At 41.6% G+C, this 26981-nt stretch carries 23 protein-coding genes and 2 tRNA genes; 9 read left to right on the plus strand and 16 right to left on the minus strand.

Going from position 1 to position 26981, the window contains the following annotated elements:
* The first annotated feature begins 335 nt into the window (after window positions 1-335).
* From ACT3QR_RS03365 to ACT3QR_RS03380, 4 genes are all read left to right on the plus strand, one after another.
* Window positions 336-2522, plus strand: coding sequence for a M3 family metallopeptidase (locus ACT3QR_RS03365; RefSeq protein WP_444519984.1), 2187 nt, complete (start codon window positions 336-338; stop codon window positions 2520-2522).
* On the plus strand, window positions 2523-2780 hold the full coding sequence (locus ACT3QR_RS03370) for a YheV family putative metal-binding protein (protein ID WP_444519985.1): 258 nt from the start codon (window positions 2523-2525) through the stop codon (window positions 2778-2780).
* 127 nt (window positions 2781-2907) lie between these two features.
* Window positions 2908-3456 (plus strand): hypothetical protein, encoded by a 549-nt coding sequence (locus tag ACT3QR_RS03375; RefSeq protein WP_444519986.1) that lies wholly within the window; start codon window positions 2908-2910, stop codon window positions 3454-3456.
* A 29-nt stretch (window positions 3457-3485) separates the two neighbouring features.
* Window positions 3486-4049 (plus strand): hypothetical protein, encoded by a 564-nt coding sequence (locus ACT3QR_RS03380; protein ID WP_444519987.1) that lies wholly within the window; start codon window positions 3486-3488, stop codon window positions 4047-4049.
* A 119-nt stretch (window positions 4050-4168) separates the two neighbouring features.
* Here the strand turns inward: ACT3QR_RS03380 and pnp are convergent, their stop codons facing one another.
* From pnp to tpiA, 14 genes are all read right to left on the minus strand, one after another.
* The gene (pnp, locus tag ACT3QR_RS03385; protein ID WP_444519988.1) at window positions 4169-6271 is read right to left on the minus strand and encodes a polyribonucleotide nucleotidyltransferase; all 2103 of its coding nucleotides are present in this window, start codon (window positions 6269-6271) and stop codon (window positions 4169-4171) included.
* Between the two features lie 690 nt (window positions 6272-6961).
* Entirely contained in the window at window positions 6962-7228 is a 267-nt protein-coding gene (gene rpsO / locus ACT3QR_RS03390) for a 30S ribosomal protein S15 (protein ID WP_045443035.1), read from the minus strand.
* 383 nt (window positions 7229-7611) lie between these two features.
* Window positions 7612-7788, minus strand: coding sequence for a hypothetical protein (locus ACT3QR_RS03395; RefSeq protein ID WP_444519989.1), 177 nt, complete (start codon window positions 7786-7788; stop codon window positions 7612-7614).
* A gap of 119 nt (window positions 7789-7907) precedes the next feature.
* Window positions 7908-8069, minus strand: a complete 162-nt coding sequence (locus tag ACT3QR_RS03400) for a hypothetical protein (RefSeq protein ID WP_444519990.1) — start codon at window positions 8067-8069, stop codon at window positions 7908-7910.
* Window positions 8070-8148: 79 nt separating this feature from the next.
* Window positions 8149-8673, minus strand: a complete 525-nt coding sequence (locus tag ACT3QR_RS03405) for a type 1 glutamine amidotransferase domain-containing protein (RefSeq protein WP_444519991.1) — start codon at window positions 8671-8673, stop codon at window positions 8149-8151.
* Window positions 8674-9057: 384 nt separating this feature from the next.
* Window positions 9058-10155: a tRNA pseudouridine(55) synthase TruB gene (truB, locus tag ACT3QR_RS03410; protein WP_444519992.1), complete on the minus strand. Its 1098-nt coding sequence runs from the start codon at window positions 10153-10155 to the stop codon at window positions 9058-9060.
* A 9-nt stretch (window positions 10156-10164) separates the two neighbouring features.
* Window positions 10165-10554 (minus strand): ribosome-binding factor A, encoded by a 390-nt coding sequence (locus ACT3QR_RS03415; protein WP_444519993.1) that lies wholly within the window; start codon window positions 10552-10554, stop codon window positions 10165-10167.
* Window positions 10555-10755: 201 nt separating this feature from the next.
* Window positions 10756-13482 (minus strand): translation initiation factor IF-2, encoded by a 2727-nt coding sequence (infB, locus tag ACT3QR_RS03420; protein ID WP_444519994.1) that lies wholly within the window; start codon window positions 13480-13482, stop codon window positions 10756-10758.
* Window positions 13483-13633: 151 nt separating this feature from the next.
* Window positions 13634-15118, minus strand: coding sequence for a transcription termination factor NusA (gene nusA, locus ACT3QR_RS03425; RefSeq protein ID WP_444519995.1), 1485 nt, complete (start codon window positions 15116-15118; stop codon window positions 13634-13636).
* Between the two features lie 131 nt (window positions 15119-15249).
* Complete coding sequence (rimP, locus tag ACT3QR_RS03430; RefSeq protein WP_057757748.1) at window positions 15250-15750, minus strand: ribosome maturation factor RimP; 501 nt, start codon at window positions 15748-15750, stop codon at window positions 15250-15252.
* A 452-nt stretch (window positions 15751-16202) separates the two neighbouring features.
* A tRNA-Met gene (locus ACT3QR_RS03435) sits at window positions 16203-16279 on the minus strand.
* A 124-nt stretch (window positions 16280-16403) separates the two neighbouring features.
* Window positions 16404-16487 (minus strand) — tRNA-Leu (locus ACT3QR_RS03440).
* Window positions 16488-16628: 141 nt separating this feature from the next.
* Window positions 16629-16937 (minus strand): preprotein translocase subunit SecG, encoded by a 309-nt coding sequence (gene secG / locus ACT3QR_RS03445; RefSeq protein ID WP_191114493.1) that lies wholly within the window; start codon window positions 16935-16937, stop codon window positions 16629-16631.
* Between the two features lie 214 nt (window positions 16938-17151).
* Complete coding sequence (tpiA, locus tag ACT3QR_RS03450) at window positions 17152-17964, minus strand: triose-phosphate isomerase (protein ID WP_444519996.1); 813 nt, start codon at window positions 17962-17964, stop codon at window positions 17152-17154.
* A 379-nt stretch (window positions 17965-18343) separates the two neighbouring features.
* On the opposite strand from tpiA, the gene pilB reads away from it, so the two are divergent.
* From pilB to coaE, 4 genes are all read left to right on the plus strand, one after another.
* The gene (gene pilB / locus ACT3QR_RS03455; RefSeq protein WP_444519997.1) at window positions 18344-20059 is read left to right on the plus strand and encodes a type IV-A pilus assembly ATPase PilB; all 1716 of its coding nucleotides are present in this window, start codon (window positions 18344-18346) and stop codon (window positions 20057-20059) included.
* A 210-nt stretch (window positions 20060-20269) separates the two neighbouring features.
* Entirely contained in the window at window positions 20270-21493 is a 1224-nt protein-coding gene (locus ACT3QR_RS03460) for a type II secretion system F family protein (RefSeq protein WP_444519998.1), read from the plus strand.
* Window positions 21494-21500: 7 nt separating this feature from the next.
* Entirely contained in the window at window positions 21501-22400 is a 900-nt protein-coding gene (locus ACT3QR_RS03465) for a prepilin peptidase (protein WP_444520103.1), read from the plus strand.
* 125 nt (window positions 22401-22525) lie between these two features.
* Complete coding sequence (gene coaE / locus ACT3QR_RS03470) at window positions 22526-23212, plus strand: dephospho-CoA kinase (protein WP_444519999.1); 687 nt, start codon at window positions 22526-22528, stop codon at window positions 23210-23212.
* On the opposite strand, the gene rlmB is transcribed toward coaE, so the two are convergent.
* Together rlmB and ppnP are read right to left on the minus strand one after the other, a co-directional pair.
* Window positions 23175-23945: a 23S rRNA (guanosine(2251)-2'-O)-methyltransferase RlmB gene (gene rlmB, locus ACT3QR_RS03475; protein ID WP_444520000.1), complete on the minus strand. Its 771-nt coding sequence runs from the start codon at window positions 23943-23945 to the stop codon at window positions 23175-23177. The two genes, coaE and rlmB, sit on opposite strands and share 38 nt — an antisense overlap.
* 223 nt (window positions 23946-24168) lie before the next feature.
* On the minus strand, window positions 24169-24504 hold the full coding sequence (ppnP, locus tag ACT3QR_RS03480; RefSeq protein WP_057757729.1) for a pyrimidine/purine nucleoside phosphorylase: 336 nt from the start codon (window positions 24502-24504) through the stop codon (window positions 24169-24171).
* Between the two features lie 765 nt (window positions 24505-25269).
* On the opposite strand from ppnP, the gene recN reads away from it, so the two are divergent.
* A complete protein-coding gene (gene recN, locus ACT3QR_RS03485) occupies window positions 25270-26949 on the plus strand; it encodes a DNA repair protein RecN (RefSeq protein WP_444520001.1) in 1680 nt (559 codons plus the stop codon).
* The last annotated feature ends 32 nt before the right edge of the window (window positions 26950-26981 follow it).

A 26981-nucleotide genomic window follows, 5' to 3' on the forward strand; every position in this document is an offset into this window, starting at 1 on the left:
CACTCCCTGTAGGGTTAATTTGCAAGCAAATGATAGCGCTTTGTAAATAGAATACTCTATATTGTTAAAGAGATTCTTTATCTAACATACCTATATATCCAGATAGCTATCTTTAAACGCTTACATCTAAGTATCAGAATCTCGATATTCATTTTTAGATTGCTAATATTGTTTTAATCATTCGAATTGTATAAAAGCACTTAGGTTGTATTTTTACTAAATGAACCCATCTTTTATATAATCTATATATAAAATAAGAACGCACTATATATTTTAATCGTAGCCAGCCCTACCTCATTTTAATTCATAATAACTCATTGATCTTGGATACCTATATGACACTTTCTCCTTCAGATTTACACCTTGTCGATTTTGCCGATACTGCGCCACATAAGTTACAGAGCCAAGTGATTGACGCTATTGATGCTGCCAATACTTTTTTAGATACACTGACAGTAATAGAAAAGGGTGGCGCTGAAAAAATAAGCGCTGAACAAGCTTTAGCAGATGTTATGAGGTTTGATCATATCAATTTAGCATTAGATCGCGGCTGGGGTATTTTGTCGCATCTCAATAGTGTAATGAGTAACGATGAGATTCGCCATGTTCACCATGAGCTACTACCGAAATTATCTGCTTACGGTACGCGAGTTGGCCAGCATCAGCCTTTGTTTAATCGCTATCAAACTATCGTTAATGATACGGATTTTTTTGCCACACTAGAGCCTGCTCGTGCACGTGCGATCGAACTGGCATTGCGTAGCTTTGAGCTATCAGGCGTTGCGTTACCTCAAGCTGAACAAGAAAAATTCGCCGCTATCCAAAGCGAGCTATCTACCTTGTCTGCAACCTTCTCGGATAATATCTTAGATGCAACGCAAGCATTTGCCTTGCCTTTAGAAGACTCACAGTTAAAAGGCTTAACAGAAAGTGGTTTGGCACTACTGGCAGATGCAGGCGAGCAGTATAAAGCGCGTGAGCTTGCTAGCGGTACCCTTAGCCAAGCTGATATAGATGCACTGCCAACGCCTTATTATGCGGCAAGTTTGAATATTCCCGTATATCTGGCGATTATGACTCATGCGGATGATCGTAGCCTGCGTGAGACGCTTTATCATGCCTACGTCACGCGGGCCTCTGAGTTTGATACGCATACCAACGCAAAAGGCAAATCATTAAATAACGCTGATAACATGAGTCAAATCCTCACATTACGTGAGCAAAAAGCCACGCTACTTGGGTTTGCAAACTATGCCGAAGTATCGCTATCGACCAAGATGGCAGACAGTGTCTCGGAAGTTGAAACATTCTTACGTGACCTGGCGGCACAAGCGACCCCTGCTGCCAAAGCAGATTTGGCACAACTACAAAAATACGCGAGCGATTATGGCATTGACGAATTACAACCGTGGGATAGTGCCTACATTGCCGAAAAGGTAAAACAAAGTGAGTTCAGTTTATCGCAAGAGGAAATTCGTCCATATTTCCCAGTACCAACAGTAATTAATGGTTTGTTCACTATCGTTGAGCGTCTATACGGTATCAAAGTACAAGAGCAAAGCCGTAAAGATGCAGAAAGTGACTCAGCATCTCGCTGGCATGATGATGTGAGTTTTTATCAATTATTCGATGCAGACGATCGCTTACTTGGTGGTTTCTACTTCGACCTATTTGCGCGCAGTGGTAAGCGTGGCGGTGCATGGATGAACGGTTTCCAATCTCGCTATAGCTATGAAAAACAAAATCACCAGCAGCTACCCGTCTGTTTTATGGTTGGTAATTTTACGCCAGCACTTGATGGTAAACCTAGTTTATTGACCCATGATGAAGTACTGACCCTATTCCATGAGTTCGGTCATGGCTTGCATCATCTATTAACCCAAGTGACGGTCGGCGATGTCGCTGGTGTCAATGGCGTTGAATGGGATGCTGTCGAGCTTCCTAGCCAGTTTATGGAGAACTGGGCTTGGGACGCTGAAGGTATTGCCCTTATCAGCAGCCATGTTGAGACTGGTGAGCCATTACCTAAAGACAAGCTTGATGCATTATTGGCAGTGAAAAACTTCCAGAGCGGCATGCAAACGCTACGTCAAATTGAGTTTGCTCTGTTTGATTTACTGATTCATGCTCATACGCCAGCGCTGAATTATGATGGCATTTTAGAGACGCTCAATACCGTTCGTAATGATATTTCTATCATGCACACGCCTGACTATAACCGCTTTGCTAATGGCTTTAGTCATATCTTCGCGGGTGGTTATGCGGCAGGCTATTACTCATACAAATGGGCAGAACTACTATCAGCCGATGCGTTTAGCAAATTTGAAGAAGAAGGCATTTTTAATCCAGTAACAGGTAAAGCGTTCCGTGAATCTATCTTATCTGTTGGTGGAAGCTTTCCAGCGAAAACCAATTTTGAAAACTTCCGTGGCCGTAGCGCTAGTATCGACGCCTTACTACGTCATAACGGTTTTGAGAATGTTGATGCGGCAAATACTCAAACGACTCGCGAGGCCATTTAAATGCGTTATCAGTCATCTAGTCCTAAACGCCGGTTTTTAGCAGGAGTACGTTGTCCGAAATGTCAGGAGATGGACGCTGTCGTGCAAGTTAATATCGTCACTCCTACCCCAGATGAGTATATTGAGTGTACTCAATGCGGACACACGGAGCATCGTCCCGATCCTGATGCTATTAGTGCAAAGAACCATTTAGAGGATCAAATGGCGCGTGATGCTATGGTAACTGGTACAAGTGGCACCGTAAAATTTAAGTCTTAGTTATCTGGTACTTGTACTCGCAAACAGATTAAATCCTCTATTAAGCCTATCTATCAATAGATAGGCTTTTTATTTTGAGTTTGCTATAGTATGGCTACTTATATTCTTGACATGAATCGATCATAATATGAAACCAGAAAACATCCGGCCTTCATCAACCCACGCCTCCAATAAAAATCCGACTAAATCACATCAGAAAATTTTGGCAGTACTTATCTCCTTATTGCTGCTTATTGTCATTACCTACCTTATTGTAGGCAGATCTAGCACCCAGTCTACACTCCCTGTAGATGTCTCTGCTTCAGTACCAGTAACTGAGCAAACGACGACAGAGTTAACCACAGGTAATATATCTGATATAGCGGATGACTCTGTGGTTATCGATGGTGTGCTCATGGATGAAAACTCTGAGGAAGCAAATAATGACAGTGACGCGATACCAAATCCTACTGCTATATTAGATGCGCCTCTACCAGAAAGTGATAGCTTAGCGAAAGAAGAGATTGATCGTTTAGAAGATGAGCGTCAGCGACTGGCCGAACAAGAAAAGTTAGCAGCTGAACAGGTCGCTATGAATAAGCAATTGACTGATATGAAGGCCGAACAAATTGCACTACTCGAACAACAAATTGCTCAGTTAGAAGCAAACGACTCTAATAAAGCAACGGTTCAGTAGCTGCGTACTTTCTTATAGAGAGACTTACGATGGCAGTTTTGCAACCTACACATACCTCTATTTTAAATAGCAATGCACAGCTGCTTGTTTTTCCTGTTAATACTGCTGGTGTCGTTTTAGATCCTGTACTCACACGAGCTAAAACACTATTTCCTGGCAACTATAGGCGCTATCATCGTGCGTGCCGCGATGGTAGTCTAAGTATCGGTAGCTGCTTACTTAATAAGCTTACACGTGAGCAAGTTGGTCTTGGTATCAGTAGTAACGGCAACCAGCCAAGCTATATTGCTAACCTCGTAATATCAAACCACCCTTATCATCCAGTGCGCACGCGTTGGCTGACTGCTGCTTTGATTGATCTACAACAGCAAATGATGCCACTCATACGTTACCAAGGCATACGCAGAGTTGCATTACTTGCACGGCCGCTGATCTCAGGTAAACCACGTGATATCGTATCCAATCAGAGTGATATAGCAGACACCTTGCCTTTGGACTGGTATGCTGATACTTTGCCATTACTGACTGAACACTTACAAGACCTACCAAAATTTCGTATCGACATACATCTGCCCAAAAGTATTAATTTATAAGTGACTTTTTAGCTAGCCTGTTATCGTCTCTTTGAGCACATAAAAAAACCGCCTTGAATACTCATAACGAGCATTTCAAGGCGGTTTTTTATTACTTAAACCACATCAGATATTGAGTATTAGTTCTGCTCAACACCTTTCATAGTCAGTTTAATACGACCACGGTTGTCAACGTCTTGTACGAGTACTTTAACGACCTGACCTTCTTTTAAATAGTCTGATACACTCTCAACGCGCTCTTCTGCGATTTGTGAGATATGTACTAGGCCATCCGTGTTTGGCAAGACATTTACGAATGCACCGAAGTCAACAATGCGAGCAACCGTACCTTCATAAGTCTTACCGACTTCAACTTCAGCAGTCAATGCTTCGATTTTGCCAATGGCGGCTTTAGTTGCGGCTTTGTTTTCACCAAAGATACGAATCGTGCCACCATCATCGATATCGATCACTGCACCAGTTTCTTCAGTTAACTGACGAATCATCGCGCCACCTTTACCGATTACATCACGAATCTTATCTGGATTGATTTCGATAACCGCATAGTTAGGCGCATGAGCATTGATTTCAGTACGACTTTCTGGCAATACTTGGTTCATTGCTTCTAAGATATGGATACGACCAGCATGGGCTTGCTTAAGCGCTTGCTCCATGATGTCTGGTGTAATACCTTCGATTTTGATATCCATCTGTAGCGCAGTGATACCGTCTTTAGAACCAGCTACTTTAAAATCCATATCGCCAAGATGATCTTCATCACCTAAGATATCTGACAATACAGCGAAACGCTCGCCTTCTTTAACTAGACCCATCGCGATACCAGCAACTGGTGCTTTTAATGGTACGCCTGCGTCCATCAATGCCAAGCTTGCACCACAAACAGATGCCATAGACGATGAACCGTTTGATTCAGTAATCTCTGATACCACACGGATAACGTACGGGAAGCGTTCGCTATCTGGAAGCATTGCTTGTACACCGCGACGTGCTAGACGACCATGACCGATTTCACGACGTTTTGGAATACCTTCACGACCCGTTTCACCTACTGAGAAATGCGGGAAGTTGTAATGCAACATGAAATGGTCACGAATCGTGCCACCCAATGAATCAATCATATTAACGTCACGGCTGTTGCCCAATGTAGTCGTAACCAATGCTTGCGTCTCACCACGTGTGAACAATGCTGAACCATGCGTATATGGCAATACACCAACTTGTACGTCAAGCGCTCGAACTGTTTCAGGGTCACGGCCATCAATACGCGGTTTACCTGACAAGATATTGTCACGAACCGTACGATATTTAAGTTCGTTGTAGATTTCTTTAAGCTCAGATACGGTATCAGCATAAGTTTCTGATTCAGCATCACCGGCAAGTGCATCAATAATTGATTGCTTGATTTCATCAAGTTTCGTGTAACGTGCTTGTTTATCAGTAATGGTATATGCATCAGCAACTTGCGCGCCAAACTGCTCTTTCATGCTACTGGTAAGCGCTTGATCACGCTCAGGAGCAGAATATTGCTGCTTAGCAGTACCAACTTCTTCTGCCATTGATACAATGTTATCAATAACGATTTGCTGTTGCTGATGACCGTATAGTACTGCGCCCAACATTTGATCTTCTGACAATTCAGCCGCTTCTGACTCAACCATCAATACAGCAGATTTAGTACCAGCTACAACCAGATCTAGATCACTGGTCTCAAGCTGCTCAGACGTTGGGTTTAGAACGTATTCACCGTTAATGAAACCAACACGAGCAGCAGCAACAGGACCATTAAATGGCGCATCAGAGATAGCCAATGCTGCTGAAGCACCGATTAGTGCAGCAATGTCTGCAGACTGAGTTTTATCTGATGATACAACTGTTGCCGTAATTTGGATTTCGTTTACGTAGCCTTCAGGAAATAGCGGACGAATCGGACGGTCAATCAAGCGTGAAGTTAACGTTTCAAATTCGCTCGCACGGCCTTCACGTTTGCCGTAAGCACCTGGAATTTTACCCGCTGCATACATTTTTTCTTGATAATTAACCGTTAGCGGAAAGAAGTTTTGACCTTCTTTAGCTTCTGACTTCACGACTGCTGCAACTAATACTGTTACGCCGCCCATATGGACTAAAATAGAGTTTGCTTGACGAGCTACGCGGCCTGTCTCAATAACAACCTGCTGGTTGCCATACTGAAATTCACGCTTAATGGTGTTGAACATTGTCATATAATCTTCCTAATGTTGACTGACAAAACTGATATCAGCGTCAAAAAAAGCTGATATCTGTCATTAAAATTCTGTTTATATGGCTATCAGTTGACATGTTTTCTATTAGAAATCATCGCAACCCATGCCAATAACGTTACTTGGTTATCTCATATATTTGTCTGAGTTAGACATCGTACTATTATGTATATTCGGTCGTGCGATTTTGGCTTTACTATAAATACTATCAAAAAGACATTAAGTCAAAATACTTCGATGCTAAAAACCCTACAGGCTATTTTCTGAACTTTCAAATATCAGCTATCTGCGCTGATTACCAAGCTAAGTAATAAATATCTTATTGATAATCGCCATATCTGTAGTAGATGCACTATCAAACTCACAAAGCATTATTTTACAGTGATTTATAGCCATTGACCAATTAATTGCACAGTAGCGCAATTATCATCAAAGAATACCGTATTTGAGGCTGGGTTAGTACAGTTTATACCAATACTCCTCTTAGCTATTCTATGGAAGGAGTTATAACTCTTACTATTTGAGCACCATACCTAAAACGAATAAGCATAAAAAAACGGCGTGAAACTATTCCACACCGTTTTTAGAAAAATCTATTTTATCGATATCAACAAACAAGTTCCAAACGGTTGACTAAAAAACTTAGCATCCACTCGTACTATTGCCGTTAGATTAGCGACGTAGACCTAACTGGCTGATTAGAGTAGTGTAACGACCAAGGTCTTTACCTTTTAAGTAATCAAGCAATTTACGACGCGTGTTAACCATACGGATAAGACCGCGACGGCTATGATGGTCAGCTTTATGTGCTTTAAAGTGGTTCTGCAAATCATTGATACGAGCACTCAACAAAGCTACTTGAACTTCTGGAGAACCAGTGTCATTTTCGCCGCGTTGGTATTGAGCGATGATTTGTTCACGATCGGTATTAGTTAGCATAAATAACTCCGGCAATGCTAAAAACTTTAAAAAACTGACTGCAATTTGAGTCAGTATTAAAGCAATAGAATAATAAATAAAATAACCTGTACGCCATTCAGGACAACCCTGCATTACTAGAGTTGACCTAGTGTACGACAAGCTCAGTTAACAACCATTTAATATGTTTTGAATCGTACATTACATTGAGCTATAGCACTACTTAATCGAAGTAATGAGCTAACTACAGTACATCATTCAAAACCTAATTTAAATGTGGGGGTAATTATAACAAAAAACTGCTGAACTAGCAGCAGTTTTTCGTAATACTTGTGAAGCTACAATTAGTCTTTAGTAGATGGCATTTAACAGATAACTACCTATTAAAACCCTATACAAGCAGACTATTTTTTAGCGTCAGACTCTTTCGCATTGCCACCTAGTTCATCATCTTCAAGAGGCGCGGCAGTAGTCACTTCCGCCAGACTGTCTGGGGCAGTATGCTCACTCGGATTGATTTCTTCTGCTAGCTTTTCAATCTCTTTTTCTTGCTCGTCCATATTATTCGGTGAATTACTCATATTAGCTCCTGAATTATTATTTTGTGGACTAACTGTAGTTGCACTCATCGATAATAAAACGTGCAAACTATACTGTAAACGTATCGATGCCACCCTACTACAGGTGACATATAAAAAACTTACTTGTCTTCTTTCGCGCCTTCTAAGTTAGCTGCGATACGTTCTGCAGCTGCTTCGCTATCTTCATTATGATTGTCTTGAGTTTGACTTTTGAGCGCTGCTTCTGCTGAATCAGAACGTTGTTGCTCAAGCTTAGTATCATTTGGATTAGAGTTTGACATAGTATTTTCCTTAGTTATGATTATGAATAGTTGAGATTTAATAGTAATTAATTAACTAAAATTAATTAGAAAAAAAACCTTAAGATAATGCTTTATCTATGGCATCAACAAAGTTGGGTATATCATCTGGGTTACGCGAAGTAATAAGATTACCATCTACTTGTACAGTCTTATCTATATAGTCCGCACCAGCATTTTCTAAATCTAGTTGCAACGTAGGATAAGCAGTAAGAGTTTTACCTTTTGCAATACCTGTATTGATAAGAACCCAAGGTGCATGACAGATAACAGCTAATGGCTTTCCTGCTTCATAAATAGCGTTAATAATTTGATGTGCTTTTCCATTACCACGAATAGTATCAGCATTTACAGTACCACCTGGTAAGATCAATGCATCGTAGTCAGAAACGTTGGCATCTTCTACCAAGACATCAGCAGTGAAAGTATCACTCTTGTCTACGTCTCCTTGCATGGCTTGCACTTCTTTCTTATCATTTGTTGTTATGAGAAGTGTCTTGTAGCCTTTATCTTTTAGCTGATTATTAACATCTTCGTACTCTGCTTGTTCGAAGTGGTTGTGTAGTAAAAAAGCGATCGTTTTCATAACTTTCCTTTTTCTTATCTATTGATTTTTGTAAGTTAGTATATTTTTATGAGCTAATATTATTATTGTTTGATAATAAATTTTCCTTTGAACCGTCTTATTGTTATTAAAATGCGTCCTTCTTGCACTAGTTTTCATTCTTAATTATCTATTTTTTAATTATTTACTTTTGCAGTAACTTTTTATTTTTATGACCTTTATCCGTTTTATCTTTAGCTCAGCATTCCCTATCTGATGAATCTAGATTACAAAAAAAGCAGGTTTCACTATAGGCGAAACCTGCAATAAAATGTGAGGATATGTGATTAGTGTAAACTGTTAGTAAATCAGGCGAATATTAGATGGTAGTTTCTCTATCTAAGTAGTTTTAATGAAAACGTCATATTAGCGCTGAATCAATTTCTTAGGTTGTAGACGTCCATTTAAGCTCACAGACCCCAAACCAAGGAACTCTCCCTGCTCATTGAGTAAACGTATATCAATAGGTATTTCATGCTCTAGTAGCTGAGGCACATCAAGCTCAGTATCAGCTCCATCTTCACTATTAGTGATAGCGTTATCATCGATATCACTAGAGCTATTATTAGACAGTTGGTTAGCAACCATACTAGCAACATAATCTTTGAGATTACCTGTTAGCTCGTTAAATACGTTTAGACGCTGTCCCATATGTACACGGGCGCATTGCTCCTCTGTCAGAGTTAGCTCAGCGTCGATATTAATACACGCGTCGATAGGTAGCAGCCAAGACTGACGTTCCTCTAAACTATTCTCTTCTAATGACGATAAAACGATAGCATCATCAACACCGAATTTACCTACTTGTGTACGACGCAATGCCGTCAAATGTCCTAGCGTACCTAGCCGCTTTGCAATATCTTCCGCTAATACACGTACGTAGGTACCTTTAGTACAAGTGACTGTCAGATTAATCTGAGTATCATCTATCATCTGTAGATTGATTGCTTTGATTATGATATCTCTAGACGGTCTGTCAACCTCAATACCAGCGCGAGCATATTCATAAAGCTTTTTGCCATCTTTCTTTAGTGCTGAATACATCGGTGGTGTTTGCTGCTGAGCGCCCAAGAACTGCTGTGCAATTGTCGCTAATAAAACATCATCAAATTCTGGAATAGACGCTTGTGTGACAATTTGCCCATCAGCATCGCCAGTATCGGTTTGGCTACCCAGCAAGATGGTTGCTTGATAAGCTTTGTCAGCATCGAGTTGATAATGGCTATACTTAGTGGCTTCCCCTAAGCAAATAGGTAATAAACCAGTTGCCATTGGATCAAGTGTGCCTGTATGCCCCGCTTTTTTACTATCGTGGATCGGTGACTTAAATAAATACTTCACTTTTGACACGACTTGCTGTGAGGTCATACCTTTGGGCTTATCTACCAAAATGACACCTGAAACTTTCACTTTTTCAGATGCTTTATTAGCTTTTTTACCAGCTTGCTTAGACGCTATAGACATAATAGTAATTTACTCGTCATTCTCGTTTTGCTCAGTTTTGGTCACGGCTTTGCTAATCAAGTCCATCATATAATTACCACGTGCAGTCACTTCGTCATAATGAAAACGTAGGCGCGGCGTTGTACGGGTTTTTAAACTGTGGCTTAATTCCGTACGCAAAAAACCTGCCGCTTTATTCAATACCTTGATGCTTTCTTCATGATTGGTCTTACTCATAGCATCATTGAGCTCAGGCTCCATAATAGTGACATAGACATCGGCGTAGCCTAAATCTGGGCTAACTTTGACGCTAGAAATAGTGACAAAACCTGTCAGACGAGGATCATTAACTTCATCGCGAATAAGAACAGCAAGCTCACGCTGAATCTGATCCGACAATCTTTGTAAACGTTGGTTCATGTTGTTACCTTACTTTAATGGGCTTATTTTACTAATGTATAAGTCTGCTTATTAATAAATTTAGCACTTATATATGCTAAAAAAGGCCTAGCAGGATGTACCTGTTAGGCCTAAGTACAGCTGAATCGGAGCAAAGTATCTAAAAAGCTCAGCGGATTGCGCATGTTGCATTAATACATACTCTGCTATTAGACAGCAGCTTTAGATAGTACGTGCGAACTCTTGGATTTCAAAGACTTCGATCTTATCGCCAGCTTCGACATTATAGCCACGAACAGCCAGACCACATTCGATACCAGTACGTACTTCATTAACGTCTTCTTTGTAACGACGCAATGACTGCAATTGACCAGTAAAGATAACTTGGTCATCACGCAATACGCGGATAGGCTTGTTGCGATAAATGGTACCTTCGACCACCATACAACCTGCTGCAGCACCGAACTTACTAGAACGGAATACTTCGCGAACTTCTGCAACACCAAGGATTTTCTCACGATGTTCAGGAGCAAGCATACCACTCATTGCTGATTTCACATCATCGATCAAACCATAGATTACACTATAGTAGCGAATATCCATGTTAGCAGTATCTGCTTTACGGCGTGCGGTAGCATCTGCACGAACATTAAAGCCTAATAGTACCGCTTCGCTAGACTCTGCAAGTGTTACGTCAGATTCAGAGATAGGACCAACGCCTGAACTGATGACTCGGACTTTCACTTCGTCAGTAGACAGCTCATTCAAGGCAGCTAGTAGTGCTTCAAGAGAACCACGTACATCTGTCTTCAATACAATATTCAAGAACGACACATCGCCTTGGCCCATCTGATCGAACATGCTTTCTAAACGCATGGCGTTCTGACGTTCGAGTTGACGTTCACGCTCACGGTTGGTTCTAAAGTCCGCAACTTCACGAGCTTTCTTCTCATCCGTTACTACTAAGAATTCACTACCAGCAGCAGGTGTTTCAGGCAGACCTAAAATCTCTACAGGAATAGAAGGACCAGCTGACTTAATACGCTGACCATTCTCGTCTGTTAGCGCACGAACCTTACCATACTGCTCACCAGCCAAGACTAAATCGCCTTGTTTCAATGTACCTTTTTTCACTAGTACACTAACGACAGGACCACGACCTTTCTCAAGTCTTGACTCAATAACAACACCTTGAGCAGCACCATCTAATGGCGCTTCTAGTTCCATTAGCTCAGCTTGTAAGCTAATGAATTCTAGTAAATCTTCGATACCTTCACCAGTTTTAGCTGAGATACGGGCCATCGGTGTATCGCCACCCCATTCTTCTGAAACAACTTCTTTCGTCGTCAATTCATTAAGAACTCGGTCAGGATCAGCGCCTGGCTTATCCATTTTGTTGATAGCTACAATAATTGGCGTACCAGCAGCACGTGCATGATCGATTGCTTCTGCTGTTTGTGGCATCATACCATCATCAGCTGCAACAACAAGTACAACGATATCAGTCGCTTGAGCACCACGTGAACGCATCGCGCTAAATGCGGCGTGACCTGGAGTATCAAGGAAAGTAATGACACCGCGATCAGTTGTTACATGATAAGCACCGATATGCTGAGTAATACCGCCAGCTTCACCGTTCGCAACTTTCGTTTCACGAATCTTGTCTAACAACGATGTTTTACCATGATCGACATGACCCATGATAGTTACTACTGGTGGACGAGTCTGAACGTTACTACTACGCTCATCGACCGCATACTGTAAGTCATCTTCAACTTTGGTATCGCTAACTGGTACTGGGTTATGACCCATTTCTTCCACAAGCAAGCTTGCCGTTGCTTGATCAATCGTATCTGACTCACGAGCCATTTCACCCATCTTCATGAGTAGTTTAGTAACTTCACGAGCTTTAACTGCCATACGTTGTGCAAGATCAGCAACTGAAATTTGCTCACTAATCTCAACGTCATAGACAATTTTTTCAACAGGTTTTTCAAACTTATGCTGTGAGGCTTGAGTTGAACGTAAACCGTTTTTGCGGTTTTTAATTTCGCGCTCATCTTGGTTCTTACGACGACGACCACGAGTACCAGTACTGTTGGAGCCACGCTTAATTTCACGACGCTCTTTTTCAAAAGACTCTTCTAGTGCATCACCGACCAAGCCTTCAGCCAATGGCTCATCTTTACGGACTTCAGTAACAGGCTCACGATCCGTATATTTACCAGCCATTTTGCGCATTTGCTCAAGTGTGCGCTTTTGCGCTTCTTCAGCTTGTGTGCGGCGGGTTTCTAATTCGATTTCACGCAGACGCGCTTCTTCTTTTTCACGTGCTTCACGCGCTTTACGCTCAGCAGCTGTCTCAACTTTAGGCTTGGTTGCAGCGACTTTTTTCTTCGGCTGTTCTTTAGGCTTAACTTCGGCAGCCGCTTTACCGCCTTTTTTAACAACAACTGATGTAGAGATGTCGTCATTTTTGTCATCTGATTTTTTGCTAGAGCCTAAGCTTGCACGCATTGCTGCTAAGGTTGCTGCTTGACGTTCTTCAGCTTTTTTCTTAGTAGCGGCGCGCTCTTCAGCTTCTTTCGCGGCACGTTCTTGAGACTCAACCAGAGCCTGTTCACGAGCTGCTAGCTCTTCAGCCATTTTTTCTGGATTAGGCTTTTCAAATACTTTCTTTTTACGTACTTCTACGTTGACGCTCTTAGACTTACCAGAAGAGCCAGTCACGCGGGCGGTACTGGTCGTTTTAGATTTAAGACTAATACGACGCTTTTCTTGTTGACCATGACTTTGCTTTAAATGCGTCACCAGCTTTTCTTGCTCAAGCTCGGTGACTAGGTCATCCTCTGCGCGAGCAGGCAGGCCAGCATCTACTAATTGCTGCTTTACAGCATCTGTAGTTTTGCCTACCATTTCTGCCAGTTCTTTGACGGTCTTATCTGCCATTTATTATCACCTACTGTCTATTATTTGCTATATGTTCAATTCAGTTGTTGGCTACAAATGATTGGGTTAAGGCTAGTACCTACAACATGTAAGCGCTAGCACTTTATTCTCAATAGCATATCACCAAAAGACAGCGATATGCAGTTACCGCTTATTCATCGAACCAAGATTCCCGAGCTTTCATGATGAGTTTTCCTGCAGTTTCAGAGTCTAATCCTTCGATATCTTCTAGATCGAAGACGGCTTGTTCTGCCAAGTCATCAACAGTGATGATGTCTTTTTGTGCCATTTTATAGGCCCAGCTGACTGTCATACCTTCAAGCTCTTGGAGCTCTTGACTCGGCTCTTTCATGTTCTGTTGTTTGACCAATTCATCAGCGATGACAACTTCTTTAGCACGCTCTTGAATCATATCGATCGCTTCATCGTCTAGACCTTCAATATCGTAGAAAGTCTCGACTGGTACATAGGCAACTTCTTCGATACTGGTAAATCCAATATCAACCAATGCCTGTGCTAAATCTTGGTCTACTTCTAGGCGCTCATAAAATAACTCAATAAACGCTTTAGATTCATTTTCTTGACGCTGCTTGTACTCTTCTTCAAGCATCATATTAAGCTTATAGCCCGTTAGCTCAGATGCTAGACGTACATTTTGACCTTGTGAGCCAATAGCACGCGCCAATTGGTCATTGGTGCTAAAGATAATATCTGCTGTTTGGGCATCTTCGTCCAGAATGATACTGCTTACATCAGCAGGCTCTAAAGAGCTAATAATAAACTGGGCCGGATCATCTGACCATACCACGACATCGATGCGCTCACCGTCCAACTCTTGCTGTACTGCTTGGATACGTGTACCACGCATACCAATACAAGCACCAACTGGATCAATACGGTGATCATTGGTCTTCACAGCTATTTTAGCACGAGTACCCGGCAGACGAGCCACATTACGGACTTCAATAATTTGTTCTGCAATCTCAGGTACTTCTTTTTGCATTAATGCTGAAAGCATCTCAGGATGAGTACGAGATAACAGTAACTGTGCACCGCGGTTTTCACGGTTTACATGGTATAAGATAGCGTTAATACGCGATTTTGCACGTAATTGCTCACGTGGCAACATCTGATCACGTGATAAATACCCTTCAGTATTATCTCCTAGATCAATGATATAGCCATCACGTGTCTGTTTTTTGACTTCGCCATACATCATCTCACCAACACGTGGCTCAAAGGCATCTGCAACAAGTGCACGCTCAGCTTCACGAATTTTTTGAATGATAACTTGCTTAGCTTGCGTAGCAGCAATACGACCAAATTCGATCGATTCAATCTGCTCTTCTTTGATATCACCGATTGACCATTCTTCTTGATCAAGATCTGTAATAGCAAGCTGACAAGCTGGCATTTCATGGTCTTCATCTGCAACCACTGTCCAGTAACGATAAGTATCGTAATCGCCAGTTGCACGGTCGATTGCTACCCGTACAGCCACTTCTGGCTGCTCGGTATATACTTTTTTCTTAGTCGATACCACCAAAGCGTCTTCAATTGCTTCAAAAATATCTTCAGGATTTAAGCCCTTTTCATTACTGACAGTTTCTACTACCGTTAAGATTTCACGACTCATGCTATACCTGTCCTATCATTTTTTAATTGACTTAAATTTTATAATTTGTGTGCTGCTATTATATAGTTGCTATAAGCCACATAAGCTATTGGAAGATAAAACTGTCTATAAACAGTTATCCTAGTAAAAATCTAGGCATCTTCATAAATCAAGTTGGCTTTATCAATATTACTCAATGCAATCTCAAACTGCTCGCCATCACTTGACGTTAGTTTTAGAGAATTTTCATCAATACTATCTAGAGTACCTGTGGCCTTACGACGCTTTTGATCGCCTGTGCCAATAGCTTGAATGAGACGCAAGCTCACCGTTTGACCAACATATGCATGCATCTGCTCGTCAGAGAAAAATGCACGGTCGAAGCCAGGTGAAGACACTTCTAAGATATACTCACCAGCGATAGGATCATGAACTTCTAAAATACCGCTTACTTGGTGGTTTACTGCTGCACAGTCTTCAATCGTTACTTGTTTATCTTGGGCTTGCTCTTCTGGCAGTGCCTCAATATAGATACGTAGTAAAGAGCGACGACCTTGTGGCGCAAACTCGATACCCCATAGTGACACATCACAGGCGGCCACGGCAGGAGCAATAATATTAGTCAGTTCTGCAACTTTAGTCGAAAGCTTCATAATCTCTTTGTATTTTCCTATTCACTTATCTATCGTACTTAGTAAACCGTATTAAAGATCGACGCTTATCTATATATAATAATCTTATGATGATAAGAGTCACGGTTAGTATATAATTTTGAATCACAACTATATGATACATATTGTGCATTTATATAAGGACGAGCGTAAAAAACATCAAGCTCGACCAAACAATGCTTTTATTATTTATAAAGCACTACTATCGATGAAAGTATGAGGAATAAAAGATAGTGTTGCTTAAGAAACACCGTGCCGGTAGCGGCCGATGATGACCAGTGACGAGTAATATCATACTCTATAGACTTAGAGCTTAGCATAAGTAGGATAGATACCGCGATAACACTGACCTTCAGATACAAAAAAACCCACAAACATAATGGTGGGCTAATCGGTACTGACAAATTTAGTGTACAAAACATCAGTATAAAAAGTGGTAGCGGGGGCTGGATTTGAACCAACGACCTTCGGGTTATGAGCCCGACGAGCTACCAGACTGCTCCACCCCGCATCAATCTAGAACGCATATTATAGGTAGGTTTAATAGAAGTGTCAATACTTTTTTTAAATTAATTATAAATTAAGTATTCTCTGCTAAAAAATCCAACCTGACGCTATGCTGCGCCTGTAAAACTTGGTGCGATTGGGGGGACTTGAACCCCCACAGCTTTCGCCACCACCCCCTCAAGATGGCGTGTCTACCATTCCACCACAATCGCATTGTACTGCTCTGTCTCTATCGTCCAATCTATAATTAATGATGCTTAAGGTAGGCACCTATAGAACAGGAGTTGCGAAAACAGGAAAGCATTGTAAATCTAACCTACCAAAATAGCAAGTGCTGCCTACTTAAAAGAAGCTTACTCGGAATGTTGAGTCATTGGACGCGGCGTTTGCGGTGCTGAAACTGGTGCATCTAGACGAAACTGATCTTCTGCTTGCTTACGAGCATGAACGGCAAGCGTCATACTAGTAATAAAAAATATGACCGTCAGCACTGCCGTAGCACGTGTCAAAAAGTTAGCAGTTCCTGCTGCGCCAAACACGGTACCTGATGAACCGGCACCAAAAGAAGCTCCAGCGTCTGCCCCTTTACCATGCTGTATCAGAATCAAGCCGATCATGGCAATGGCCACAATAATATGCAGGGCTAATATAAACGTAAACATGGTGGCCTCTTTTGCCGCGTAATGACGACTGATAACGAAAAATAAAACGTAAAGTGAATATAAGGACAATCGATATTGTCAAATGCCAAATCGATTATATAAATAAGGCGCATTGTACACGATTGCAAGGGCAGTGTTAAACCTACTTTTACCAACCAATAAAACCATACTGTCTATAAGCTATGATCTTGATATCTGAAAATTATTTAATCAATTAAGCATTAGCTTGGTCAAAGGCTTTGGCAATCGCTAGAAAGCTATCTGCTTTTAACGAAGCACCGCCCACCAGTGCGCCATCAATCATAGCGTTAGCAGCAAAGCTATTGGCATTATTAGCATTGACACTACCGCCATACAGCACGGTAATCCTATCTGTGATATCAGCAAAGCTTGCAACTGTTTGTTTAATATACTGATGAGTCTTACTCACTTCTGCCACAGTCGGCACTTTACCTGTACCAATCGCCCATACAGGTTCGTAAGCGACGAGCAGCTTTTCAGATAACGATGATGCTAAATCTGGTTGCTGAGTCAGTAAGTCCTTAATAACTGAGAGTTGCTCATTGATAACATTGAGTGTTTGACCATTGTCATACTGCTCTTGTGTTTCGCCGATGCAAAACACCACGCCTAAGTTTTGAGAAAACGCATGAGACAATTTGTTTATCAGGCATTCATGAGACTCTTTGTGGTATTGGCGACGCTCAGAATGGCCTAATAATGTCCAAGTAGCACCTGCATCTGCTACTTGCTGTGCTGAACAGTCACCAGTATAGGCACCTGTACTTGCACTATGAGTACTGACATTCTGAGCTGCACAAAGTATTGAGCTATCTGCTAGGCGCGTACTGACTGTATTTAAATGAACACAACTTGGCGCTACCATTAATTTGCAACGATTTTTTGACGTTTGCGTATTAGCCCGTTTTTCAGAGTCCACTTTGATCAATAAGTCGTCCAACAGTTCATTAACAGCACTGTTAGTCGCAGGATTCTGTTTCCAATTGCCAATTACCCAAGCTTGCATACTTATTTACCTTGTCTCATGTATTCATGCCAATTCGGCTAATATGCGCGTCAGTATAACAAATAATTCGCAAGTGCTATAGTAGCGTGCAACCATGAGCAAAAGCACTTCTATAAACTTATCTACAAATAAGGTAGTAACAGACAAGTATTTCTACGAGCTAGTCGTTTAATGGTATATATAAAACTTTCAAACTAAAGTAAAGTTCTATACTACTAAGTTCTTAAGCTCGAATATTGTAGATAGTGCTATACGTAAATGCGTAAGAAGACAAAACAACTAAAATCTTTAAAGTGCTTCGCCGACTAGTAACGACAATTATATAGCGTGTAATACCAAGCGGGTCTACAGAATACTTCGTATAACAGGAGAGGTCAGAATGTCTATCGCAACCAGTAAGTACGGTGGTCTAGCGCAGCAACTCATTAGTGACGGTGTTGTTAGCGAAGCAAATATGAAGACGGCACAGGTTGAGTCGCAGCAGCAAAAAATAGGACTGGTACCCTATCTGGTAGACAACAAACTGGCCGACGCTTATCATCTTGCTCAAATGCTATCCCAAGCCTTCGGGGACCCTCTATTCGATCTCGATGCATTAAACGTTGATATCATCCCAAAAGACTTGGTTGATGAAAAAATTGTTCGTAAATTTAATGCTTTACCACTCTTTAAACGAGGGCAGCGCCTGTTTGTTGCATTAAGTGATCCGACGCGTGTAGATGCTATTGATGCGATTGCCTTTAACTCTCGATTATCGATAGAAACCGTCATCGTTGAAGAAAATAAGCTCAAAAAACGTATTGAAAGTACGTATGCAGATACAATGCAAAGCTTTGATAGTTTCTCTGATAGTGATTTGAACGTTGACGTTGAAGACGGTGGCGAAGATAAAGATGATGGTGAAACTAAGCTAAACGACGGTGTCGATGAAGCACCTGTTGTAAAGTTCGTCAATAAAATGCTAGTCGATGCTATCCGTATGGGCGCCTCTGATCTACATTTTGAGCCATATGAAAAGTCTTTTAGAGTACGTTTTCGGGTGGATGGCGTCATGCAAAAAATGGCCAATCCACCCGTTCAACTTGCGAATAAAATCGCAGCACGCTTGAAAGTCATGTCTCAGATGGATATATCAGAGCGCCGAGTACCACAAGATGGACGTATCAAACTAAAAATCTCTAAAAACAAAGCGATTGATTTTCGAGTGAACTCACTACCAACGTTGTTTGGTGAGAAAATTGTTTTGCGTATTCTTGATCCATCGTCAGCGATGTTAGGTATCGATGCATTAGGATATGAACCAGATCAACAAGAAATGTTTTTGGAAGCTTTGCACAAGCCGCAAGGCATGTTGTTGATCACGGGTCCTACTGGTTCTGGCAAGACAGTCTCCCTTTACACTGGTATCAATATTTTAAATACTGGAGCAACCAATATCTCAACGGCTGAAGATCCGGTCGAGATCAATCTTGAAGGAATCAACCAAGTTAACGTTAACCCTAAAGTTGGTCTAACGTTTGCCAATGCACTCAAATCTTTTTTACGTCAGGATCCTGATATTGTCATGGTCGGTGAGATTCGTGATCTTGAAACTGCTGAGATTGCCATTAAAGCAGCACAAACTGGTCATATGGTTCTTTCTACTTTGCATACCAACTCAGCACCTGAAACATTAACGCGTTTACGCAATATGGGCGTTGCCTCTTTCAATATTGCCACCTCAGTCAACTTAGTCATTGCCCAACGCTTAGCACGACGCCTCTGTCAGAATTGTAAAAAACCTATTAGCATTCCAAGGCAAAGTTTATTAGAGATTGGTTTTACTGATACTGACTTAGATAATACTGATAATGTCATTTATGAACCAGTCGGCTGTAATGAGTGTCGTGAAGGGTATAAAGGTCGTGTGGGTATTTATGAGGTGATGAAAGTCAGTCCTGATATTTCACGCATCATTATGGAGGATGGTAATGCGATAGATATCAAGGACGCTGCTATTAAAAATGGATTCCGCGACTTGCGCCGTTCTGGGATTTTAAAAGTGTTGCAAGGCGTCACAAGTATTCAAGAAATGATGAGGGTGACTTCTGAGTAAAGATCAGAAGTATAGACTCTTATTTAGATTATAAATTTTAACTACTAGATGATTTATAATCTAGTAACTCTTGTTATCAGATGTTCCTAAAAATAAAACAGATAAACACTGGTTTTTTGCGCTAAAATAAAGTATGCCTGACTAGTACCTTAAGTCTGGTATTCTATTGTAGATTTGCAATATATCTTGGACAATTTTAAGGGTAGTAACATGGCAAAAGCTAAGACCGATATGTTGTTAGATTTTGTTTACGACGGTGTAAACCGACGCGGCCAAAAGGTAAAGGGCGAAACCACCAGTCGTAACTTAGAGCTGGCGAAAGCAACCTTACGTAAGCAAGGCATCACGGTTAAAGGAATTAAGAAAAAGCCAAAACCACTCTATACCTTTAAAAAACCTATTAAAGCCATCGATATTGCTATTTTTGCTCGGCAATTAGCAACAATGATGAAAGCAGGTGTACCGTTAACACAGTCTTTTGAAATTGTCGCCGACTCCCTTGATAACCCAAGTATGAAAGACTTAGTATTGCAAATAAAAGCAGATATTGAAGCTGGTGGCACTTTTGCCTCTGCTTTGCGCAAGCATCCTCGATATTTTGACGACCTGTTTTGCTCACTTGTTGAGTCTGGCGAGCAGTCAGGCGCACTTGAAACCATGCTTGAGCGTGTAGCTACTTATAAAGAAAAAAGTGAGCTCTTAAAAGCAAAAATTAAAAAGGCAATGAAGTACCCTATTGCTGTAATCATAGTAGCTATCATTGTTACTATGATTCTACTAATAAAAGTAGTGCCTGTATTCTCTGACTTATTTAGCTCATTTGGTGCAGAGCTGCCCGCCTTTACTCAAATGGTTGTTGGTATGTCTGAATGGATGCAGGCATGGTGGTTCATCTTGATTATTGTTATCGGCGGTGCAATCATCGGTTTCTCAGAGACCAAAAAACGCTCTAAGAAATTCCGTGACCTCTTAGACCGTGCTGTTTTAAAAGCGCCCATATTTGGCAAAATCGCTTATCAAGCAATTATCGCCCGTTTTTCTCGTACACTATCTACGACTTTTGCTGCTGGCGTGCCACTTATTGATGCTCTAGACTCTACTGCTGGCGCGACCAATAATGTCGTATTTTACAATGCTACTCAGCAGATTAAAAACGATGTCTCTACCGGTCAGCAATTACAATTCTCTATACGTTCGACCAACTTGTTTCCAAGTCTAGTCATTCAAATGGTTGGCATTGGCGAAGAGTCTGGTAGTTTGGAAGAAATGCTGGATAAAGTTGCTGTCTACTACGAAAACGAAGTTGATAATGCTGTTGATGGTTTGACCAGCTTGATGGAGCCAATGATTATGGCAGTACTAGGTGTACTGGTGGGCGGTTTGGTTATTGCAATGTACTTACCAATCTTCCAAATGGGTTCAGTCGTAGGATAATGATTTGATGCAATTTATACAGTTATTACAAGAAAACATCACCCTAGCTTTGTTCGTATTTGGCCTATTAGGTCTTTGCGTTGGCAGTTTTCTAAATGTTGTGATTCATCGCATACCACTCATGATGGTGTATGGTTGGAGACAAGAGTGTAGCCAGTTTATGTCTGATCAAACAGATTTGCCACGCGAGCATACACTACCCATAGCAAATATTGTAGCTGCTGACCAACCGATCACTCTAAGTCGACCTGCCTCACGCTGCCCTCATTGTGCACATAAAATTAAGTGGTATGAAAATATACCTTTAATAAGCTGGCTTTTACTAAGTGGACGCTGTTCAAGCTGTAAAGCAGCAATTGGTCTGCGCTACCCTCTCGTTGAGTTAGTAACTGCCCTTCTGTCCGTATTAGTAATATATAAATTTGGTGTGAATACTACAGGCTTGTCCGCATTGGTTTTGGTATGGACACTGGTGGCTCTAACAGGTATAGATTTTGATACGCAGCTACTACCTGATCGTTTGACTTTTCCATTGGCAGGCTTGGGGTTGGCTGTAAATTCACAAAGCTGGTTTGTCACGCCAACACAATCGATATGGGGACTACTACTAGGGTTTTTATCGCTTTGGATAGTAGTAAAAATCTTTTACTTGATCACTAAGAAACATGGAATGGGGCAAGGAGATTTCAAGCTATTGGCAGTATTAGGTGCTTGGCTTGGACCTATGATGTTACCCTTGATTATTCTTCTATCGTCTTTACTTGGCTCTATCGTCGGGTTGATTTTGATGAAAAAACAGGGTGAAAGCCGACCTTTTGCTTTCGGGCCTTATATCGCTATTGCAGGTATTGTGGCATTGTTATACGGATCAGATATTGTTAGCTGGTATCTTGGTATGTATGTTTAATAGTTGATAGCGTACACTAGATTATTGTAGTAAATTTCAGCAGTGACTCATGAACGAAACCTTAAAAGGTCGATTATGAGTTTATAGCTGCATTCATTGTTCTATCTGTCAGATAAGCCATTATTATGTCAAAAAATACATCACCTTATTATTCACACCAACCCCAAACCCCGCAACCAAAAAATAAGAAGCTCGTAGTCGGTTTGACGGGTGGTATCGGTAGTGGCAAATCTGCCGCTAGTGCTTGGTTTTCTGAGCAAGGTATCGATATCATTGATGCAGACGTGATCGCCCATGAGATTGTCGCTAAAGGCAGCGCTACTCTACGGAAAATTCAGAAGAAATTTGGTGATTGGATATTGACGGACGAGGGCGTCATGGATAGGACTGCTGTACGTACGCATGTATTTGCAAACCCTGAGGCGCTGATTGAGCTTGAGGCTATCACTCACCCAGCGATACGTGAGACGGCGAAAGCACAACTAGATGCTAGTACTTCACCGTATATCATCCTTTCAGCGCCTCTACTTATCGAGGCGGCAGAAGCGGGACTGGCCAATTTATGTCAACGTATTTTGGTGATGGATGCAACTGAGGACACGCAGCTTGCGCGTGCCAGTCAGCGTGATGATCAAAGCATACAAAAGATTAAAGCCATTATGACCAATCAACTTAGTCGTGAAGAGCGCAATCGTCATGCAGACAATGTCATACTCAATGAGAGCGACCTCGCCTCTCTATATCTACAACTAAAACCTTTACATCAAGAATACCTTACGCTTGCCCAGCAGCTAAAGTTCGCTGGCGATTAACCTCATACAATGCCATCCCAGTAGCAACACTCACATTTAGACTTTGTAGATTACCATGCTCGTTTCCTGACATTGGAATATAAACCAACTCATCACAGCTCTCCATTGTCAGGCGACGCATACCCTCTCCTTCTGAACCCATAATGATAGCGGTCTTGCCAGTTAGGTCAGCGGCATGTATTGGCTTAGCTTCTTCACTAAGTGCCGTACCAAATACGAAAACCCCTGCACTTTTTATTTGTGATAACGTGCGTGCCAAGTTCGTAACGCTGACGATCGGCATCATCTCTGCTGCACCAACCGATACTTTAGCGACTGTTGGCGTTAGACTCGCTGCATGGTGTTTCGGACAAACCACTGCATCCACACCCATAGCCACTGCGGTACGTAAGCAAGCACCAAAGTTATGTGCATCTGTGATTTGATCTAGTACTAATAATAAGCACTGTTCACGACCAATAATAGTGTCAAGCAAACCTTCATCAGCGAAACCTAACGGACGAGCATTGAGCACCACGCCTTGATGCTGCGGACTACCACATAACTGCGTCAGCTTGTCTTTTTGGGTTGGTTGAATGCTAATGCCGTTTGCGTCCGCTTCAGCCATGATAGCTTGTACATGACTATCACTCTCACGTCCTTGCTGTACAAACAAACTAAGACCATCAAGAGGACGATGTTCAAGTAACGCATCAATTGCATGAATGCCGTAAAAATAAATGGGTTTTGCCATAATAGGCCTACTAAATATAAAGTGGATATCGCACTAAGCGATGGGATAAAAGAGAATGACGTTAGTTTGACGTGTCATAGTTCATTCATGATGCGAGAATAGTAAACTAAACGTCAAAAAAGAAATAAACAATACCAATCCGATATTGTTTATTTTCTTGAACGATTAATATGTGATAGAGCAAGCGCTAGAATGATAAAGCCCAAATACTCTACCAATGATATCAGCCTTCTAGATGACAGACATATTGAACAATCTCTTCGGTACGTAGATTAAAACCGCTATTGCCTTCAACGACAAATGATTGACCTGCACGATAGTAACTAAACTCGTCATCACCATTAATCTTCACTTCACACTCACCACTGGTGATTTCGATACGCTCAGAGGTATTGGTGCTGAAGTGGTAATGCTCAACTAAGTTGTCACAAGGTAAGATAACGCCTAGCGTTTTATGGCGACCATCCTCGAACATAATGGTATGGCTTGAGCAGCGACCATCATAAGATACTGTCGCTTGGGCATTAACTGTTACGTTAGTAAATTGCGCCGCTGTCATAGTGGCTTCCTTATCAAATAATTATGGCAAAACTAAAAAATAAGCAACGGGTTAAAGTACCGACGGAGTTGCACCAGGCTTCAAATACGTGACCAGTAAGCAAACACGCCTGCTTTATGCACCTTATCCCTCTATAGTAGATATCTGCGCGCTAAAGGTAGCCACAGGTTCTATGAAAACGCTTTTGAATAATGATCGAGTGGTATGTTTTTACCACTATACGCCTACAATTTTACAAAATTATGACTTGTTATTAGGTTGCATAGCGCATCAAACTTCATCAGAAGAGTTTATCATTATGTGAGATTATGCTACCACATTATATCTATAAAGTTTGTTAAAGCGACTGGGAAAATTCTATTTGATGACAAGTATCCATTGGTTTATTCAATACGTATTTAGTATTTTTATGAATGGAAGTTGGCTCACTATTTTAGGTATATTTTTATTATTATTAGTCGAAACATCTCTTCAAATACTATGCCTATCTTGAGACACTCCACTGCCTTAATGATTGATATCATAAGCATTATACTGATAATTCATTGTCAGTTTTCGATAGTTTTATGGTAATCTCCTAATGATAAATTCTATTATACTTCATCTTAAAGTTTGTATTTATGCACGTTTAACACCATACTATTTGCCTACAATATTTATCTAATTAGCAAATTTAAATAGATATTTTCACTCCCTTATTTACCCTATTTATAGATGGCTTCCTAAGATTTATATGATGTCCATTGTCTGTCCTGAGAGGCGTTGATGCTAGTATCGTTAACTTTACATCAGTTTGCGTTGATTTCTCAGCACGAGCTGAGCGTGGCTGAAGGTTTTAATGTCATCACTGGTGAAACAGGTGCTGGCAAGTCGTTATTACTAGATGCACTATCACTGTGTGTCGGTGAGCGAGCAGACAGTGCGATGGTTAGGCATGGCGCTGCGCATGCAGATATCTACGCTCAATTTGATGTAGAAAATAACAGCGTCGTCGCTGAGTGGTTTGCCAACAATGAGCGACCGCTAGAAGAGCCTGAAGTACTTATTCGTCGACAATTAAGTAATACTGGCCGCTCAAAAGCATGGTTAAATGGTTCACCGGTTAGCTTAGCGGAACTAAAGAGTTTAGGCACTTTGCTAGTCAACATACATAGCCAACATGCTCAGCAAGCATTACTCAAACCGCAGTTTGTGGTGCAATGGCTTGATGAAATGGCACAGATAACACCACTAGTCATCCAAACTGCGAGTAGCTATCAAGCCTATCAGCAGTTAAAACGTCGCGCGGATGACATAGCGAGTCGTGAAGCCCAGCGTCAAGATCGTATTCAGTTGTTGCAGAGCCAATTAGCAGATATTGCGCCATTATTGGCTGTGGACTACGCAGAAGTTGAATCTGAACACGAAGAGCTCTCTAACATTGAAGCCTTAATGCAAGAAGCCAGTCATGGCTTGCACTTACTCGACAATGATACTGATGAGCCAGATGTCATGACCTTGCTCGGGCAAGCGATTAAACTCTGTGACAACCAAGTAAGCGTCAGCCAAACGTTTGAACAAGCCTCTGAACAGCTCCATTTAGCACAGCAGCAAATCACTGAAGTGACTGCCCTGCTATCAGATTATGCCGAACAACAGCTACCGGATCCTGAGCGTTTGCAAACACTAGACAACCTAATCAGCTTAGGACATCGTTTATCACGCAAGCATAGCTTGCCCGCGAGTGATTTAATTGATGAAGCAAAAGGCTGGGAAGCTCAATTAGAGCAGCTAGAGAACGAGCCAAGCAGTGATGTAATGGCAGCGCAAATTGAACAGGCTTGGCAAGATTATCTCGCTCTGGCCACACAGTTAAATAAAGAGCGCACCAAAGCTGCTCCGATAATTAGTAAACAACTCATCAAACAACTACAACCGCTTGCGCTACCTAATGCTCGCTGTGAATTTGTTTTTACCAAAAAGGCCGAACCTAGTCAGTACAATACACAAGGTTGCTACGATATTGACTTATTGTTCAGCGCCAATGTCGGCATGCCAATGCAGCCCTTGCACAAAATCGCCTCAGGTGGTGAACTGTCACGTATGGCGCTCGTGATGCAAGTCTTACAAGCGACCAACGCCGATAACAACGCTGCCAAGCCTATGTTGGTATTTGATGAGGTCGATGTCGGTATCAGTGGCGGCACTGCGCAAGTGGTTGGCGAACTGCTACGCTCACTTGGCCAAACACAGCAATTGCTGGCCATCACGCACCAAGCACAAGTTGCGGCGCAAGCGCATCAACATATCTTGGTACAAAAACACCATCAAGAACAGACCGAAAGCGAGCTACTCATATTGACCGACAGTGCACAAGTAGACGAGTTGGCTCGTATGTCTGGCGGTGTCACTATCACCGACGTCACGCGCGATCATGCCCGCAGCTTATTATCCGATGTTAAATAACTCTCTCTGTATGATATATCTAATGTCAAACA

The sequence above is a fragment of the Psychrobacter sp. AOP7-B1-25 genome (genome assembly GCF_052376195.1).
Taxonomy (GTDB): Bacteria; Pseudomonadota; Gammaproteobacteria; order Pseudomonadales; family Moraxellaceae; genus Psychrobacter.

Coding starts and splice junctions, on each gene's coding strand:
- ACT3QR_RS03465 (WP_444520103.1), top strand. CDS start 21,501: ATGCAATTTATACAGTTATTACAAGAAAACATCACCCTAGCTTTGTTC.
- infB (WP_444519994.1), bottom strand. CDS start 13,482: ATGGCAGATAAGACCGTCAAAGAACTGGCAGAAATGGTAGGCAAAACT.
- pilB (WP_444519997.1), top strand. CDS start 18,344: ATGTCTATCGCAACCAGTAAGTACGGTGGTCTAGCGCAGCAACTCATT.
- rimP (WP_057757748.1), bottom strand. CDS start 15,750: ATGAAGCTTTCGACTAAAGTTGCAGAACTGACTAATATTATTGCTCCT.
- recN (WP_444520001.1), top strand. CDS start 25,270: ATGCTAGTATCGTTAACTTTACATCAGTTTGCGTTGATTTCTCAGCAC.
- ACT3QR_RS03400 (WP_444519990.1), bottom strand. CDS start 8,069: ATGTCAAACTCTAATCCAAATGATACTAAGCTTGAGCAACAACGTTCT.
- ACT3QR_RS03460 (WP_444519998.1), top strand. CDS start 20,270: ATGGCAAAAGCTAAGACCGATATGTTGTTAGATTTTGTTTACGACGGT.
- ACT3QR_RS03395 (WP_444519989.1), bottom strand. CDS start 7,788: ATGAGTAATTCACCGAATAATATGGACGAGCAAGAAAAAGAGATTGAA.
- ACT3QR_RS03380 (WP_444519987.1), top strand. CDS start 3,486: ATGGCAGTTTTGCAACCTACACATACCTCTATTTTAAATAGCAATGCA.
- coaE (WP_444519999.1), top strand. CDS start 22,526: ATGTCAAAAAATACATCACCTTATTATTCACACCAACCCCAAACCCCG.
- truB (WP_444519992.1), bottom strand. CDS start 10,155: ATGTCTATAGCGTCTAAGCAAGCTGGTAAAAAAGCTAATAAAGCATCT.
- ACT3QR_RS03415 (WP_444519993.1), bottom strand. CDS start 10,554: ATGAACCAACGTTTACAAAGATTGTCGGATCAGATTCAGCGTGAGCTT.
- pnp (WP_444519988.1), bottom strand. CDS start 6,271: ATGACAATGTTCAACACCATTAAGCGTGAATTTCAGTATGGCAACCAG.
- nusA (WP_444519995.1), bottom strand. CDS start 15,118: ATGAGTCGTGAAATCTTAACGGTAGTAGAAACTGTCAGTAATGAAAAG.
- ACT3QR_RS03375 (WP_444519986.1), top strand. CDS start 2,908: ATGAAACCAGAAAACATCCGGCCTTCATCAACCCACGCCTCCAATAAA.
- tpiA (WP_444519996.1), bottom strand. CDS start 17,964: ATGCAAGCTTGGGTAATTGGCAATTGGAAACAGAATCCTGCGACTAAC.
- ACT3QR_RS03365 (WP_444519984.1), top strand. CDS start 336: ATGACACTTTCTCCTTCAGATTTACACCTTGTCGATTTTGCCGATACT.
- rpsO (WP_045443035.1), bottom strand. CDS start 7,228: ATGCTAACTAATACCGATCGTGAACAAATCATCGCTCAATACCAACGC.
- secG (WP_191114493.1), bottom strand. CDS start 16,937: ATGTTTACGTTTATATTAGCCCTGCATATTATTGTGGCCATTGCCATG.
- ppnP (WP_057757729.1), bottom strand. CDS start 24,504: ATGACAGCGGCGCAATTTACTAACGTAACAGTTAATGCCCAAGCGACA.
- ACT3QR_RS03370 (WP_444519985.1), top strand. CDS start 2,523: ATGCGTTATCAGTCATCTAGTCCTAAACGCCGGTTTTTAGCAGGAGTA.
- ACT3QR_RS03405 (WP_444519991.1), bottom strand. CDS start 8,673: ATGAAAACGATCGCTTTTTTACTACACAACCACTTCGAACAAGCAGAG.
- rlmB (WP_444520000.1), bottom strand. CDS start 23,945: ATGGCAAAACCCATTTATTTTTACGGCATTCATGCAATTGATGCGTTA.